This window comes from Streptomyces sp. NBC_00988, assembly GCF_045162645.1.
Taxonomy (GTDB): Bacteria; Actinomycetota; Actinomycetes; order Streptomycetales; family Streptomycetaceae; genus Streptomyces.
The window spans coordinates 2,477,849-2,493,778 of record NZ_CP108730.1; the positions used below are offsets into that span (position 1 = coordinate 2,477,849).

11 protein-coding genes and 1 pseudogene are annotated in these 15,930 nt (G+C 69.5%); 8 read left to right on the top strand and 4 right to left on the bottom strand.

Annotated elements, in window-relative coordinates:
• Positions 1-220: 220 nt before the first annotated feature.
• From OG496_RS11290 to OG496_RS11300, 3 genes and pseudogenes are all read right to left on the bottom strand, one after another.
• Complete coding sequence (locus OG496_RS11290; protein WP_405970713.1) at positions 221-448, bottom strand: hypothetical protein; 228 nt, start codon at positions 446-448, stop codon at positions 221-223.
• Between the two features lie 103 nt (positions 449-551).
• Positions 552-845 (bottom strand): annotated as a pseudogene (locus tag OG496_RS11295) (MFS transporter); the annotation flags it as partial.
• 187 nt (positions 846-1,032) lie between these two features.
• The gene (locus OG496_RS11300) at positions 1,033-2,073 is read right to left on the bottom strand and encodes a right-handed parallel beta-helix repeat-containing protein (protein WP_405970714.1); all 1,041 of its coding nucleotides are present in this window, start codon (positions 2,071-2,073) and stop codon (positions 1,033-1,035) included.
• Between the two features lie 542 nt (positions 2,074-2,615).
• On the opposite strand from OG496_RS11300, the gene OG496_RS11305 reads away from it, so the two are divergent.
• The 4 genes from OG496_RS11305 to OG496_RS11320 all read left to right on the top strand — a co-directional run bounded on the left by OG496_RS11305 (position 2,616) and on the right by OG496_RS11320 (position 9,383).
• Positions 2,616-5,489 carry a glycoside hydrolase family 2 TIM barrel-domain containing protein gene (locus tag OG496_RS11305; protein ID WP_405970715.1) on the top strand — a complete coding sequence of 958 codons (2,874 nt, stop codon included), beginning with the start codon at positions 2,616-2,618 and terminating at the stop codon, positions 5,487-5,489.
• 102 nt (positions 5,490-5,591) lie between these two features.
• On the top strand, positions 5,592-6,647 hold the full coding sequence (locus OG496_RS11310) for a LacI family DNA-binding transcriptional regulator (protein ID WP_405970716.1): 1,056 nt from the start codon (positions 5,592-5,594) through the stop codon (positions 6,645-6,647).
• Between the two features lie 407 nt (positions 6,648-7,054).
• Positions 7,055-8,374, top strand: a complete 1,320-nt coding sequence (locus OG496_RS11315) for an extracellular solute-binding protein (protein ID WP_405970717.1) — start codon at positions 7,055-7,057, stop codon at positions 8,372-8,374.
• A 58-nt stretch (positions 8,375-8,432) separates the two neighbouring features.
• Positions 8,433-9,383, top strand: coding sequence for a carbohydrate ABC transporter permease (locus OG496_RS11320; protein WP_405970718.1), 951 nt, complete (start codon positions 8,433-8,435; stop codon positions 9,381-9,383).
• 17 nt (positions 9,384-9,400) lie between these two features.
• Here the strand turns inward: OG496_RS11320 and OG496_RS11325 are convergent, their stop codons facing one another.
• Entirely contained in the window at positions 9,401-10,558 is a 1,158-nt protein-coding gene (locus tag OG496_RS11325) for a transposase (protein WP_405970480.1), read from the bottom strand.
• 233 nt (positions 10,559-10,791) lie between these two features.
• Between OG496_RS11325 and OG496_RS11330 the strand changes: the two genes are divergently transcribed.
• The 4 genes from OG496_RS11330 to OG496_RS11345 all read left to right on the top strand — a co-directional run bounded on the left by OG496_RS11330 (position 10,792) and on the right by OG496_RS11345 (position 15,929).
• Positions 10,792-11,694: a carbohydrate ABC transporter permease gene (locus tag OG496_RS11330; RefSeq protein WP_405970719.1), complete on the top strand. Its 903-nt coding sequence runs from the start codon at positions 10,792-10,794 to the stop codon at positions 11,692-11,694.
• A gap of 12 nt (positions 11,695-11,706) precedes the next feature.
• The gene (locus tag OG496_RS11335; protein WP_405970720.1) at positions 11,707-12,402 is read left to right on the top strand and encodes a DUF624 domain-containing protein; all 696 of its coding nucleotides are present in this window, start codon (positions 11,707-11,709) and stop codon (positions 12,400-12,402) included.
• A 29-nt stretch (positions 12,403-12,431) separates the two neighbouring features.
• The gene (locus OG496_RS11340) at positions 12,432-14,792 is read left to right on the top strand and encodes a glycosyl hydrolase family 95 catalytic domain-containing protein (protein ID WP_405970721.1); all 2,361 of its coding nucleotides are present in this window, start codon (positions 12,432-12,434) and stop codon (positions 14,790-14,792) included.
• A 108-nt stretch (positions 14,793-14,900) separates the two neighbouring features.
• Positions 14,901-15,929 carry a hydroxyacid dehydrogenase gene (locus OG496_RS11345; protein WP_405970722.1) on the top strand — a complete coding sequence of 343 codons (1,029 nt, stop codon included), beginning with the start codon at positions 14,901-14,903 and terminating at the stop codon, positions 15,927-15,929.
• Position 15,930 lies beyond the last annotated feature (1 nt).

Sequence of the window (15,930 nt, forward strand, 5' to 3'; positions counted from 1 at the left end):
GGGCGTGGCGGATCTCGGTCAGGTCCCGCACGTGCATGACGAACGCCCGTCCGCAGACGCGGCCGTTGTCCCCGATGACCTTCCCCTCGTAGCGTCGAGGCCGTGACTGCAGGGGAAGGTGAGAGTGGCCATCCCCAGCACGAGCAAGGCCCGCAACCGGCACAAGTTCAACGGGGGGGAGCGATCGGGGGGCGGTTCCATAAGGAGGCCGGGAGCGTTTTCAGCGCACCAGGAGACCGATGGCGACCGTCAGCCGTTCGAGATAGAACTCCCGTGATGCGACCTGATACTTGAGGCCGACCGCTGCGCTGATCATCGTCTGTGCGACAGGGCGGGCCGCCTCTCGTACCGACTCGACGGCGATCGCGTCTGTGATCAGTTCCTCGAAACGTCGCGGCGTGGTCTCGACGATCTGTCCGAGGAGGTCGGGGTTGTCCTCGATGACCACCGCAACATCGCGTGTCAGCGGGCCGATGTAGCAGCCTGCCCAATGGCCGAACGCTTCGACGAGGCGCTCTGGAAGGGGTCGGTGCTCCGTCGCGGTCGCGCACTCAATCGGTCCGCCGGGCCAGTGAGCGGTTGGCGTCGTCGACGCGTCCCTGGGAGAGGAGGAAGCGGGGGGTCTCCGGCAGGCGCCGTCTGTATACCACCACGATCAGGGCGAACGTCCAGCGCCACACCAGGTGGTCGCCGCCGAGCACGGGCGCGAGCAGTCCCAGGAGCAGGAGGAACAAGCCACAGGAGAGGAAGTTGCCGACGCCGCCGGGACCGACGTTGAGGATCGCGACGAGCGTTCCGCGGTGGCGGGTCGCGACCATCTCGCACAGCGTCGCGACGCCGATGGTGAACTCGCCGCCCTGGGATCACCGGGGACCAGGACTTGCTGCGCGAGCGGCTGGGTCCGGCGCTGCTGGAACTCGCCCTGTTCTACGAGAACTTCCTCACCCTCACAGACACTGACAGCAACGTTGTCTTCGTGCCGTGGCCTGGGGCCGGTCCGACGCGTGCCGGCCCCAGGCCACGCCGACCCGCTCAGTTGTTGTCGCTCACCGTGAACGACCCATGGATGTCGTACTGAAGACCCCCGTTGCCGCTCGATGTGTTGTGCGTGACGCTCCCCGAGCCGACGAGGGTATGGATGCCGTCGGCGGAGTTGTCCAGCGTGGTGTTTCCGTCGATGACAAGGTTGTCGCCGGTCGCCATGATGCCGTCGCCGTCGTTGTCGTTGAAGGTGTTGTCCGTGAGGGTCACGTTCTGCGGTCGGTCTTGGATGTTCACCCCGTGGGCGGCGTTGCCGCTGAACTCGCTGTCCTCGATGGTGATGTCGGAGCTGGTGCCGGCCACGTGCAGCCCAGTGCCTATGAGCGAGTCGTCCATGGTGCAGTGCGTGATGAGCACGTCGGTGACCCGGCGCAGGTAGCTGTTGTGGAGCCAGTAGGCGATGCCGTTGTCGTGCACGTCATCGTTGTCCAGGGTCACGCCCTGGGCGCCCTTGATGTGGATGCCCATCGCCGTGTTCTCGATCTCGGCGTTCTTGACCAGGATGTCCTGGTCGTCGTACGTGAAGGCCGCGAAGTAGATGCCGAGGGCGCCGGAGTAGGGGTTGTCCGCGTCGGGATCCGTGGTGAGGGCGGAGGCGGGGATCCGTCCGTCAAGCTTCAGGTTCTCCACCATGACGTCGCTGCGCGGCTCAGGACCGGTCAGCGTGATCAAGGCGTAGTCGTACACCGTGGAGGGCCCCCGCAGCACGGTGGCGGTTCCGCTGCCGTTGAGCGCGACACCTGTCCGCATCTGCAGGGACTGCGAGAGCGTCCAGGTGCCGGCGGCGAGATTGACGCAGCCGCCGCCCGCGTCGGCCACCTTGTCGATGGCCGACTGGATGTCGCCGCCCGCGGACACGGAGACCTGGAGCACCGGATCCGTCTGATCACAGCTCGCGGCGGCCGAGGCCGTCGTCGCTCCGACGCCCAGTCCGCTGCCCGCCAGAACAGCGAGAAGGAGCGCGGCCCCGGCAGTCGGGCTGAACGCGGTCCGACGGCGTCGTCGGGGCGGTAGAGCAGTGGTTGCGGGCATGAGTGACCCTCTTCCTTGAGGACTTGAGGAGACGCCATGGGGAGGCCTACGGGCGCCGACCGACTCATCAGCAGGCGACGCAGGGGACAGCAGACCCGTGGGGGGACAGCAAGAACACGCGTGAACCGAGGAGCGGGGAGCAGGAACCCGGGTGCGCGTGGCTTACGTCACGGTGTCCCTGCGTTTTTCGGTACGGCGAGGAGGCCGGACCCGTGAGCGGGTGACAGAGCCGGCCTGCGAACGGTGTCCCCCCGTTCCGTCATACGGAAGGCACCCGCCGACCGGAAAGCGCTTGCCGAGAAGGTACACACCCCCTCAACGCGACGGCAATACCCGCGTCACACTTGACCGGCGCTACCCGGCACGCCCCCGTGACAATGAACGCGAAACCTCAGAGATCCCACCTTTCTACAAACCCTGTGAGTGCCGGTCACCGGGTCGCGGCAGACATAAGCTGTCATTCAGTGGCTCTATGGGCGATTCGAGACTCAATCCAGCAAGTGACTGGACAGAACGACCACCCCTCTTGATTAATTCCTCCCATGTCTACGAGTTACCACGCCGAGTTCACACCGGGCCATGACACCCTGCCTCCGCGCTCGGACTTCCGGTCCGACGCCCGCCGTCTCAGCCTCAACGGCGTCTGGCGCTTCCGGCTCTCGCCGAACGTTCCGGACGACGAGTCGTGCGCCCGCCCCGACCACGATGACTCCGCCTGGGACGACCTCCCGGTGCCTTCCATGTGGCAACTGCACGGGCATGGACGTCCCGCCTACACCAACGAGACGTACCCCTTTCCCGTCGACCCGCCCCACGTGCCGGACGAGAACCCCACGGGCGACTACCGGCTGCGCTTCGCCGTGCCCGGGGACTGGGCGGGCACGGACGCGGTGCTGCGCTTCGAGGGGATCGACTCCTGCGGGAAGGTCTGGCTCAACGGACACGAGCTGGGGGTGGTCCTCGGCAGCCGGCTGCCCTCCGAGTTCGACGTGACCGGCATCGTGCGCCCCGGCGGGGACAACGTGCTGGCCGTCCGCGTCCCTCAGTGGTCGGCGGGCAGTTACCTGGAGGACCAGGACCAGTGGTGGCTCTCCGGCATCTTCCGCGACGTGACCCTGATCGCCCGGCCCGCTGCCGGGGTCCGCGACTTCTTCATACACGCCGATTACGACCATCTGTCCGGCCGGGGCACGCTCCAGGTCGAATGCGACCAGGCGGTCCGCGTCACCGTCCCCGCGCTGGGCCTGACGGACATGGACCCGAACCATCGCCACGACGCCGGACGAGTGCGGCCATGGACCGCCGAGACACCTCACCTCTACGAGGGAACCGTCGAGTCGGACGGCGAGAGCGTGCCGGTACGGATCGGCTTTCGCACCGTACGAATCGAGAACGGGCTGTTCACCGTCAACGGCCGCCGCGTGCTGTTCCGCGGGGTCAACCGGCACGAGTTCCATCCGGAGTCGGGCCGGACCGTTCCCCTCGGCGTGGTGCGCGCCGAACTCGTCGAGATGAAGCGGCACAACATCAACGCCATCCGCACCAGCCACTATCCGCCCGCCCCCGGCGTACTGGACCTCTGCGACGAGCTGGGTTTCTGGGTCGTGGACGAGTGCGACATCGAGACGCACGGCTTCTGGGAGCCCGAGCGGGGCGCGTACGCCGACAACGTGCCCGCCGCCGACGAGCGCTGGGCCGCGGCGTTCCTCGACCGCATGACCCGGATGGTGGAGCGGGACAAGAACCACCCGAGCGTCGTCATGTGGTCCCTCGGCAACGAGAGCGGTTACGGACGCAATCACCGCCTGATCGCCGACTGGACCCGCAGCCGCGACCCGCACCGCCCGATCCACTACGAGGGCGACACGGAGTGCCGGTCAACGGATGTTTTCAGCATGATGTACGCCGCCCCGGAGCAGGTCGATCTGATCGGACGGCGGGAGGAGAAGCCGCTCGACGACCCCGGACAGGACGCGCGGCGCCGGGCCATGCCGTTCATCCTGTGCGAGTACGCCCACGCCATGGGCAACGGCCCCGGTGGGCTGCGCGCCTACCAGGACCTGTTCGAGCGCCACCCACGTTGCCAGGGCGGCTTCGTGTGGGAGTGGATCGACCACGGCATCGCTCACCCAGCGTTCGGATTCGCCTACGGGGGCGACTTCGGCGAGGAGGTCCACGACGGTACGTACTGCTGTGACGGCTTGGTCTTCCCCGACCGAACCCCCTCCCCCGGCCTGGCCGAACTGGCCAAGGTCTTCGCCCCGCTCACCCTCATGCCGACCAGCGGAGGCGGGTTGCGGATCGTCAACCGCCACGACTTCCTCACCTCGGATCATCTGCGTTTCGAGTGGACACTGGAGGAGGGGGGCCGACGGACGGCCGAAGGCCTCCTCGACGTACCCACGCTCGGCCCAGGCGAGGCGACAGAGGTGGCCCTGCCGTCCCTGCTCGGCACCACCGGGGAGACGTGGCTGACGCTCTCCGCCCGCCTGGCGCGCGCCACCGCCTGGGCGTCGGCCGGCCACGAGGTTGCGTGGGGGCAGGTACGTGTGGGTGTGGCCGCCGACCCGCCTCGGCCGCCGCGTCCCAGGGCATCCCCGGTGGTGTCGAGCGTGATCCGGCTCGGCCCGGCAGTCTTCGACGGACGGTGGGGCACGCTGCTCGAACTGGGGAGTCTGGGGATCGGCGCGGCCCGGCTCGACGTCTGGCGCGCTCCGACGGACAACGACGCGACGCCGTACGGCGATGTCCGGCTTGCCGCTTCATGGCGGGCAGCCGGACTGCACCGGATGCGCGAGCGTGTCCTGGAAGTGCGCGCGGGCGACGACGCTCTGCTGGTCCGCACCAGGGCGGGCGCCGCGGGACAGCGTGCGGGCCTGCTCGCCGACTACCTGTGGAAGGCGGTGGACGGGGAACTGGAGCTGGAGCTGCGCGTGAAGCCGGACGGCACGTTCGACGTCCCACTCCCGCGCCTCGGACTGCGGTTGTCGCTCCCGGGCGGCTTCGATCACGTCGAGTGGTACGGGCTGGGGCCGGGCGAGGCGTACACCGACTCGCACGAGGCGGCCCGCGTAGGGTTGTTCAGCCGAACGATCGACGAGATGCAGACCCCGTACATCCATCCTCAGGAAAACGGCAACCGGATGGACGTCCGCCGGCTCACACTGCGCGGCCCCGGTCTCGCCCTGCGGGTCGCGGGCATCCACCGGTTCGACTTCTCGGTTCGCCGCTGGACGTCCGAGACACTCGACGCCGCCCGTCACCGCTCCGATCTGACGCCCGACGGCGCGGTCCACCTGCACCTGGACGCCGGTCACACCGGTCTGGGCAGTGCCTCGGCCGGGCCCGCCGTGGCACCCGCCCACCGGCTCGCCGCCCTGCCGACTCTGCTGCGTGTGTCCCTGCGCCCTTTTTGAGCAGAGTCTCAGCGCGCCTCCCCTCCCGCCCGTGAAACGCCGTGGTATACGGTTTCTTCGTCGAACACGTGCGGGCCCTCCGGCCCTGGGAGGGAGCCCACCTTGGGCAGGCAGAAGGCGGCAGCGGACGAGGCCCGCATCACCATCCGGGACATCGCGGCACGCGCAGGCGTGTCCGTGGCCACGGTGTCCAGGGTGCTGTCCAGCAGCCATCCCGTCTCCGACGACCTGCGGACCCGCGTCATGGACGTGGTGCGCGAGCTCGACTACGTACCCAACGCGCACGCCCGCTCGCTGGCGGGAGCCGGCCCGAAAACCGTCGCCATACTCATCGACAGCATCACCGGAGCGGCGTTCGCGCACGTGGCCAGGGGTATCGAGGAGGAGGCGTCGGCCCGGGACTGGCTCTCCCTCGTCTGCGTGACGGGCGGCGATCCCGAACGCGAGCTCGCCCTGGTCAACCTGATGCGGCAACAGGGCGCCGCCGCCGTGGTCCTGCTCGGCGGCACCTATGACCTGGCCGACTACCAGCTGCGGATGGCGCGGTTCGCGAAGTCGCTCGACAGCGCGGGCTCACGGCTGGTGCTGTGCGGCCGTCCGCCCCTCCAGGGCGATGTGCCGGCGACGACCATCGAGTACGACAACGCCAACGGCGCGTTCACGATGACCAGTCACCTGCTGTCCATGGGCCACCGCCGTGTGCTGATCCTCCCCGGCCCCGAGAACTTCACCACCGCCCAGGCCCGGCTGGAGGGCTACCGCAACGCGCTGACCACCTACGGGCTGCCTTACGATGCCGGCCTCGTGCGGCACGGCCGGTACGAGGACGGCGTGGCACACCGGATCGTGCTGGACGCCCTGCGGGGGAAGAACGACTTCACGGCCGTCTTCGCCGGCACCGACGTCGTGGCGACGGGGGTGATGGAGGGGCTGCGGGAGGCCGGGCTCAGCGTGCCCGACGACATCTCCGTCGTCGGTTTCGACGACATCCCGCTCGCCCGTCACCTCAGCCCCGGGCTCACGACCGTCCACGTGCCCTATGAGGAGATGGGGCGCATGGCCCTCCGGCTGGTGTCCTCGCCCCGCCGGGACAAGGACCACGTGGTGCTGGGTACCCATGTCGTCGTGCGGCAGTCCGTGCGTCCGCTGGCGGTCTGACGACAGCGGGTTCCCGGCCGTACGCTCTTCACAGGTCCGATGTCTTCGGGCGTCCGACCGGGACCAAGGCACATCTTCCTCGCACCGGGCAGCTCACCGCTCGCACTCTGCGGTGCGCAGCCTGCCTTTGACCTGCACGTTCCCCGGCTTCCCGCGCGGGAGCGTGCCCACCGGCCGACTCCCGGAAATTGCAGGCATCCTGCCTCTTGACGTGCGCCGTCCGTCCGGTGGAATCTACTGCCCAAGCCCGAAACACACGCGTAACGCTTTACAGAGCGGTACACGCGCCGTTCACCACGAGGCCCCGTCACCGTCGTGGTCCACCCCATCCATCCCTGCTCGGTCACCGATGTGAACCAGATTTGCCTCCCTGGCCGATCCCGACCCGACGAGAAACTGGTTACGACATGTTTTCAGGCAGCCCAGCAACCGTCTCCCTCTCCTTCCGGCGCCGTGCGGTCACCCGCCTCACGGCGGTCGCGGTCGCCGCCACCGTCCTGGCCGCCTGCAGTTCGGGGAACGACACGACCTCCACCGGTCCCGCCAAGGACGCCGACCCGGCATCGGTCACCGGCACCCTGCGCGTACTGACGCCGAGCTACGGCACCAGCACCGTCGGCAAACAGTCCCTCCAGAAGGTGATCGACACCTTCCACAAGACCTATCCCAAGGTGAAGGTCGAGGCGGACAACGCCACCTTCGACAACCTCAACCAGAAGATCTCCACCGCCCTGGCCGGCGGCGAGGGCTACGACGTGTACGTGACAGGGATCGGCTGGATCCCGCCCTTCGCCTCCAAGGGGCTGTACGCGGACCTGTCGAAGTTCGGCTTCACCGAGGAGACCCTCGGGAAGGACTTCAACTCCGCGATGTACGACGCCGTCCAGTACGGCGGCAAGATCTACGGCGTTCCGCTGATCGCCAGTCCCAAGCTCGTCGCCTATCGCAAGAGCATGTTCAGGAAGGCCGGCCTGGATCCTGACAAGCCGCCGACGACCTGGGCCCAGCTGCGCTCGTACGCCAAGAAGCTCACCGAGCGCGACGGCTCGGGCAAGCTCAAGCGAGCGGGCCTCGACTTCTGGGCGGCCCCCGGCCAGCTCACCCAGCCGTACATCTCCTTCCTCGGTTCCCTCGGCGGCACCCAGTACGCCAAGAGCGGCAAGCCCGCGTTCAACGACGCCAAGGGCGTCAAGGCGGCCGAGTTCGTCACCGACCTGATCGAGAAGGACAAGGTCACCGACTTCGGATACGTCTCCAGCGACACGACCGCCCTCGTCCTGAAGGGCAAGGCGGCCATGGGCTTCGCCGGCGGGTACATCGACTGCTCGGAGAAGACCGGAGTGGGCCAGGACGTCTGCGACGACCTCGGCTTCTTCAACATCACCGAGGACAGGCCCGCGATGTTCACCGGCGGTCAGGTGGCCTCGGTGGCGTCCGCCTCCAAGCTCCAGGCGGCCGCGTACACGTTCGTCCAGGTGATGTCCTCACTGGAGGCCGAGAGCGAGATCGCCAAGCTCAACTTCGCCGTCCCCGCCCGTCAGGGCGCGACCGCAGACGACCCGGCCGGCCAGTTCGTGCTGCAGAACCTCAAGTACGCCGCCTTCCAGGGCGGTTCGACCGGCTACCTGGACACGCGGACCAAGTTCGGCCCTGCTCTGGACGAGATCGTCCTGGGCAAGAAGACGGCCAAGTCGGCGCTCGACGCACTCGCGCAGGACGAGCGGTGACCCCCGCCCGGTCCCGCCGTTGAGTTCCGCGCCACCCCTTTCGACAAGGACCCCGGCCATGACGCTCCTCTCCGCCACCGACAAGACACCACGACCGTCGGCCTCTCCCCCGCCGGCCCCCGCCCGGTCCGGGACCCGCCCCGGAGAGCGGCGCCAGCGCCGGGCCGGGTGGGTCCTGTTCTCGCCCTATCTCGTGCACGTCCTGCTCTTCACCGCCATCCCGATGGCCGTCGCCGTCGTCCTCAGCTTCACCGACTACGGATTCCTGGGCGCCACCCACTGGGTGGGCCTGGCCAACTACCAGGAACTCTTCTCCGACGAGAGGTTCCGCAAGGCCACCGTCAACACGGTCCTCTACTCGATCGTGGCCGTCCCCGTCGCGATGGCGGCGGCCCTCGGTGTCGCCCTCGCCCTCAACCAGCGCGTTCGCTTCCAGCGCACGTACCGCGCGGCGTTCTACCTGCCCCAGGTCACCGCCACCGTCGCCGTGGCCCTGGTGTGGAAGTGGATCTACGACCCGAACGTCGGCATCGCCAACGCCGCGCTCGCCTTCTTCGGCGTCGGCGAGATCCACTGGCTGACCGACCCCGACTGGGCGCTCCCGGCCGTGATGCTCCTCGGCCTCTGGCAGGGGCTGGGCGCAAAGATGATCATCTATCTGGCGGCCCTCCAGCAGGTACCGCGCGAACTCCTGGAGGCAGCCCGGGTGGACGGCGCCGGTCGGTGGCAGGTCTTCCGGCACGTCACGTGGCCGATGCTGCGCCCGGCCACCTTCTTCGTCCTGATCACCTCTGTCGTCAGCGCCTTCCAGGTCTTCGACCAGGTCTACGTGATGACTCCGACCGGCGGTCCGCTGCAGAGCACGAACGTGCTCACGTTCGACATCTACCTCAACGCCTTCGACGGGCTGCGCTTCGGCTATGCCAGCGCCGAGTCCGTGATGCTCTTCCTCATGATCGGCGTCGTGACGCTGTTCAGCCTGCGGATGCGAAAGGCCCACGACGCATGACACCCCCTGTGTCAACCTCACACTGCTTGAAGCAGCGGTTTCGGGGTTGTGAGACGTTGCAGCCCGCCGTGCCGGTCGGGCTGGTAGGGCTCGTGACTGAGCCAGCAGCGATGGAGCACGCGGATCCATGCGCGGGCCAGGACCCGGATTGCGTGTGGGTGGTCCATGCCCCGGTCTCGGGCCCGCTGGTAGATGTCGGCGGCCCATGGGCTTTCGTGGCGGCTGTTGTCCGCGAAGACCACTATCGCCTGCCGGAACCGTTTGTTGCAGGCCCACCGGTAGGAAACCCCGCGCATGCGTCCGGACGCCTTGGTGACCGGCGCGACGCCGGCGAAGGCGGCGACCGCATCCGGTCTGTCGTAGGCAACGCGGGAATCGCCCCACTCCGCGAGGATCTGAGCGGCGCTGATCTGCCCGGCCCGGGGCAGCGAGGTGAAGATCCGCGCGTCGGGATGCTGGTCGAGGTGGCTGACCACCGAGCGGTCGAGGTCCTTCTTCACGCCGCCCAACGTCTTGAGCACGGTGACCAGGGCGGTGACGGCGTCGCGTCCGGCCTCGGTGCGGTGCTCGGCGGTGACGCCTGCCGGGGCTCGGCGAAGGCGCCCCAGGAGCTCGTCGACGGTGCGCCGGCCCGAGTAGCCGTGCTTGGTGCAGAACGCGGCCATGCGCTTCTCGCCCAGGTGGGCGGCGGAGGCCGGGGTCGGGTAGCGGGTGAGGAATTCCAGCGCGATCGGCGACTCGATGTCCGCGAACAGCGATTTGGCGCCGGGCCAGAAGGTATCCAGCAGCGAGCTGAGCATGTTGGTGGCCATCACCCGCAGCCGCACCACGTCGTCGCGGGTGCGGACCACAGTGCGCAGAGTCTTCGTCTCGTCGCTGAACGGGCGGGCCTTGCTGAGCCTGTGGTGCCTCAGCCGCAGGTATTCCGCGATCACCATCGCGTCCCCGGGGTCGGACTTCGCCTCGGACAGCACCTCGGCGTCGCGCCTCGCCACGGGGACGTTCTCCGCGTCCCCGAACCTGGCCAGACGGCGGATCAGGGTCTCGAACCCGATCGCGGAATGGGTGACGGTGAACTCGCTTCGGGCCTTGCCGGCTCCGTCCAGCACGCAGACCGCGTGCTCGGCCGATCCCCAGTCGATCCCGACGTAGTGCTCGCTCTCGGGCAGTGCCACAGCTCTCCTCGTGCCTATCAGCGACAGGCCGGTGACGAAGCTGAACCCCGGGCGGTCACTGACTGGCGCTCTGCGGCGCGTCCCTCTGTTGCCGGTCGACAGCTCCGGAAGAACCGGGGGCGGCAGTGTCATACGGGCCCTGAAAGGGCGACCACCACGGGCCGTCACCCCGGCTCTCACCGGCATCCAACCACGAGCGCCCAACAGACGCCCGCAGAAAGGATGGTGGACCAGTGACCACCACCGCGCAGACCGCCGCTCCGGCCTCCCTCCACCGCCGTCTCCCCACACCCGGCCGGGTCCTGCTCCACCTCTTCCTGGCCGTCGGCTCCCTGGTGATGATCACCCCGTTCGTGTGGATGATCCTGAGCTCCCTGAAGACCAGGAAGGAACTGGCCGTCTTCGGCTGGCTGCCGGAGTCACCGCAGTGGCACAACTACAGCGACGCGATGAGCGTGGCGCCCTTCGGCCGCTACTTCTTCAACAGCTTCGTCATCGCGACAGGGCAGACCGCCCTGACCCTGCTGTTCGCCACGGCCGCCGGATACGCGCTGGCCCGGGTCCCGATGCGGGGGCGGGGAGCGCTGTTCACCTTCACGCTCGCCATGCTCATGGTGCCGGGCTACGTGACGCTGATTCCCCAGTTCGTGATCGTGAAATCCATGCCGCTCTTCGGCGGCAACGACATCCTCGGCCAGGGCGGGACGGGCTGGCTGGACACCTGGTGGGCCCTGCTCGTGCCGGGCGCCATCGCTCCGTTCTACGTCTTCCTGGCACGCCAGTTCTATCTGGGGCTGCCCGCGGAACTGGCAGAGGCGGCGCGCCTGGACGGGCTGTCCGAGTACGGCATCTTCGCGCGCATCATGACCCCGCTCATCAAGCCGGCACTGGCCACCATCGCGGTCTTCCAGTTCCAGGCCGCCTGGAACAACTTCCTGTGGCCGCTGCTGGTGACCAAGGACGACCGCATGCGGCCCATCCAGCTCGGACTCGCGGTGTTCTCGCAGGACCTCAACGTCCAGTGGGCGTACCTCATGGCCGGCGCGACACTCGCCGCGCTACCGATGGTGCTGCTGTTCCTCTGCGCCCAGCGGTACTTCATCGAGGGCATCGCCTCCGCCGGGCTCAAGGGCTGAGGGGAGCAGACCATGAGACACACGCTCCCCGAGACGCCCGCCGGTTCCCGCGGCGGGATTCGGGTGCCCCGCTGGATGGGCGTCACCGGCGGCCTCGCCGTGCTCAACCTGTGCTGGCTGGCGGCCTCGCTGCCCCTGGTGACGGCGCTGCCGGCCACGGTGGCGTTGCAACGGGCCATGAACCGCTGGCTGGACGAGGACGAAACGCGGCTCGCCGCCGCGTTCGTCCGGGAGTTCCGTGCGGGGCTGCGCGGGTGGCTGCCGCTGGGGGCCGGTGTGGTGGCCCTCACCGGATGCGGGTCGCTGGCGCTCTCCTTCTGGCTCGCCGTCGCCCGCCCGGCCCTCGCCGTCCCCGCCCTCGCGGTGCTGGTGAGCCTGCTGCTCCTCGGCGCCGCCTGGGTCACCGTGCTCGTAACGGTCGCGGGTACCCGCCCCGGGTGCCGTCCGCGCGAGCTGTCCGGCCCGGTGCTACGGGTCCTGGTGGCCGCTCCCGGCCGCGTCGCCGCGCTCCTCGTGCTCGGCGCTACCTGGCTCGCCCTGATGAGCACGGTACCCGGCCTCGGTATCACCTTCGGGGCCAGCCTGCCGGCCTTCGTCGCGCACCGGCAGTTGCACACGGTGACGCGTCGGCCGCCGGAGCTACCTACGAGCGATCCCCTGCCTGCTGCGCGCATCCACTCTCCACGCACCCCCCTGGACTCCGCGTGAAACCGTTTTCCACAATTTCTTCCGGCGACGTGGCCGCACCGCGATCCGCCGCAGACGCGGCTGGGCCCTCCGCCGCTGATGCCGCCGAACCCGACGTCCTGCTCTGGTACCGGCAGCCGGCCCGTGAGTGGCTGGAGGCGCTACCCGTCGGCAACGGCAGGCTGGGCGCGATGGTCTTCGGCGGTACCGAGGAGGAGGTGCTCCAGCTCAACGAGGACACCCTGTGGGCCGGCGGTCCGCACGACTACGCCGACCCCCGGGGACTCGACGCCCTCCCCCGCATCCGCGACCTGGTGTTCCGTGAGGAGTGGGAACAGGCTCAGAAGTTGATCGACGCCGAGTTCATGGGCATCCCCGCACGGCAGATGTCGTACCAGCCGGTCGGTTCGCTGCGGATCACGTTCCCAGAGCCGGACGAGGTGTCGGACTACCGCCGCACGCTGGACCTCGACGAGGCGGTCACGACGGTCGGCTTCACCCGCGGCGGCGTGCGTCACCGTCGCGAGGTGTTCGTGTCCGCCGCCGACCAGGTCGTCGTCGTGCGGCTGTCCGCGGACGCGCCGGGTCGCACCGCCTTCACGGTGTCGTTCGAGTCGCCCCAGAGAGCGGCGTGTTCCCGTCCCGACCCGAACACCATCGCCCTGGACGGCGTCGGTGGCGACGAGCACGGGCTGGCCGGCGAGATCCGCTTCCGGGCCCTGTGCCGGGTACTCGCGGAGGGCCGCGCGCAGACGCACCGCCAAGGAGACACGCTTCGGGTCACGGGCGCGGACTCCGTGACGCTGCTCGTGGCCGTCGAGACCAGTCACCGCAGCTGGCAGGACACGGGCGGGGATCCGCTCGCCGAGGCGGCCCGCGTGCTGGAGGCCGCCGCCGGCGTCCCGTACGCGACCCTGCGGGCCCGTCATCTGCGCGAGCACCGCACCCTGTTCCGCCGCAGCATGCTCACCGTGCCTCCCGGACCCGCATCGGGTCTTCCCACCGACGAACGCGTCCGGCACTTCGGCTCGGGCGAGGACCCCCGGCTGGTCTCCCTCTACTTTCACTACGGACGCTACCTGCTGATCTCCTGTTCCCGGCCGGGCACCCAGCCGGCGAACCTCCAGGGGCTGTGGAACGACCTGATGGCGCCGCCGTGGGGCTCGAAGTACACCATCAACATCAACACGCAGATGAACTACTGGCCCGCCGGACCGGCCAACCTCGTCGAGTGCTGGGATCCCCTCTTCGATCTGCTCCGGGAGCTGGCCGAATCGGGCCGCCGCACCGCCCGCGTGATGTACGGCGCTCGCGGCTGGGTCGCGCATCACAACACCGACCTGTGGCGGGGCACGGCTCCGGTCGACGGTGCTTTCTGGGGCATGTGGCCGACGGGCGGCGCCTGGCTGAGCACGGCCGTGTGGGACCGCTACCGCTTCACCGGCGACATCGCGCACCTGGCCCGCCACCATCCCGTACTCGAAGGGGCGGTCGAGTTCTTCCTGGACACCCTCGTGGCCGACCCGGCGACCGGGCGACTGGTCACCTGCCCCTCTGTCTCTCCCGAGAACGCCCACCACCACACGCTCGGCACGAGTGTCTGCGCGGGGCCCGCCATGGACCAGCAGCTCCTGCACGACCTGTTCGAGGCGTACATGTCGGCCACCGACGTCCTCGACACCGGCCCGGGAGTCCGGGACAAGGTACTGGAAGCCCTGCGGCGACTCGCCCCGGGCACCCGGATCGGCGCGCGGGGGCAACTCCAGGAGTGGCAGCGGGACTGGGACGACACGGCCGAGCCCGGCCACCGTCACCTGTCCCACCTCTACGCCCTCCATCCCGGCGCCCGCATCAACCCGAGGGACACCCCGGAACTCGCCGAGGCGGCCCGGCGGGTGCTGGAGCACCGCGGGGACGAGGCGACCGGATGGTCGACGGCCTGGAAGCTCAACCTGTGGGCCCGGCTGGGGGACGGCGACCGGGCCCACCGCCTGCTCGCACGGCTCCTGACCCCGGGGCACACGGCACCCAACCTCTTCGACCTGCACCCGCCCTTCCAGATCGACGGCAACCTCGGGGCCGTCGCCGGCATCGCCGAGATGCTGCTGCACAGCCACGCCGGCGAACTGCACCTCCTGCCCGCCCTGCCGGCCGCGCTGCCCGACGGCGATGTCCACGGGCTGCGGGCGCGCGGCGGTGTCGAGCTGGACATCGGCTGGCGAGGTGGCCGGCTCACCGAGGCACGTCTGCGCAGCCTGCCGGGCGGCAGGGTGATCCTGCGCCATGAAGGACCGCTGGACGTCCGCGGCCCCGACGGCGACACGAGTGCGCACCGCCCGGAGCCGGATGTCGTCGTCCTGGACGCGCGTCCCGGCGTCGTCTACCGCATCAGCAGGGTCTGCTCGCCGTAGCCGACGTCCGGCCCGTCCCTTTCCCTCCACCCACGCGCCGCCCTGAGCCGTCGCGTCAAGCCACGTGCCCGTCCCCCTGACCCGTCGCGTCCGCAACCGGAGGAATCCATGCACTCCCCCCGTGCCCAGCGCCTGCCCGTCGTGGCGCTCGCCATGGCCGCAGACCTGCCGCCCCGTCTGTTCGGCCCCGACCTGACGGTCGCCTTCGCCGACCTGGCGGCGGAGCCTCCCCCTCGGCAGCCGGTCACCGACTTCCTGGCGCCCGGTCCACGCCGTCTTCTGCACGAGGTCGAGGTACTGGTGACCGGCTGGGAGTGCCCGCGCCTCGGCCCGGAGGAGCTGCGTCTGATGCCGTCCCTGCGGGCGGTCGTCCACGCCGCCGGAACCGTGAAGCCGATCGTGCACGACGCATGGTGGGAGCGTGGGCTGCAGGTGTCGTCGGCCGCGGCGGCCAACGCCCTGCCCGTGGCCGAGTTCACCGTGGCCACGATCCTGCTGGCCGGCAAGCAGGTGGGCATCGCGCAGCGGGACTACCGGCGTCGGCGCACCTTCGTCAACACCAGGGAGAGCTATCCCGGCTGCGGCAACTACGGCCGCACCGTGGGGTTGCTCGGCGCGTCCGCCATCGGACGCCGGGTCGCCCAGCTACTGCGCCCCTTCGACCTGGACATCCTCATCAGCGATCCCTATCTGAGCGAAGCCGAGGCCCGTGCGCTGGGCGGGCGCAAGGTGGACTTCGACGAACTGCTGCGCCGCTGCGACGTGGTGAGCCTGCACGCACCGGTCACACCCGAGACCGAGGGCATCCTCGACCGTCGCCGCCTGGCTCTGATGCGGGACGGATCCACCCTCATCAACGCGGCGCGCGGCGCCCTCGTCGACCACGAGGCACTCACCGACGAACTGGTCGCCGGCCGCCTGCACGCCGTGCTCGACACCACCGAGCCCGAACCACTGCCGCCCGGCTCGCCCCTGTACGACCTTCCCAACGTCCTGCTCACCCCCCACATCGCCGGATCCGTCGGCAACGAGATACGGCGGCTCGGCGACACCGCACTAGCCGAACTCGGCCGCTACACCCGCGGTGAGCACTTCGCCCATCCGGTGTCCCCGGACACCCTTCCCATCAGCGCCTGAC

What these genes read in the sequence shown, in the direction of transcription:
- OG496_RS11300 (WP_405970714.1), bottom strand. Translation starts at nt 2,073, where the DNA reads ATGCCCGCAACCACTGCTCTACCGCCCCGACGACGCCGTCGGACCGCG.
- OG496_RS11305 (WP_405970715.1), top strand. Translation starts at nt 2,616, where the DNA reads ATGTCTACGAGTTACCACGCCGAGTTCACACCGGGCCATGACACCCTG.
- OG496_RS11315 (WP_405970717.1), top strand. Translation starts at nt 7,055, where the DNA reads ATGTTTTCAGGCAGCCCAGCAACCGTCTCCCTCTCCTTCCGGCGCCGT.
- OG496_RS11320 (WP_405970718.1), top strand. Translation starts at nt 8,433, where the DNA reads ATGACGCTCCTCTCCGCCACCGACAAGACACCACGACCGTCGGCCTCT.
- OG496_RS11335 (WP_405970720.1), top strand. Translation starts at nt 11,707, where the DNA reads ATGAGACACACGCTCCCCGAGACGCCCGCCGGTTCCCGCGGCGGGATT.
- OG496_RS11345 (WP_405970722.1), top strand. Translation starts at nt 14,901, where the DNA reads ATGCACTCCCCCCGTGCCCAGCGCCTGCCCGTCGTGGCGCTCGCCATG.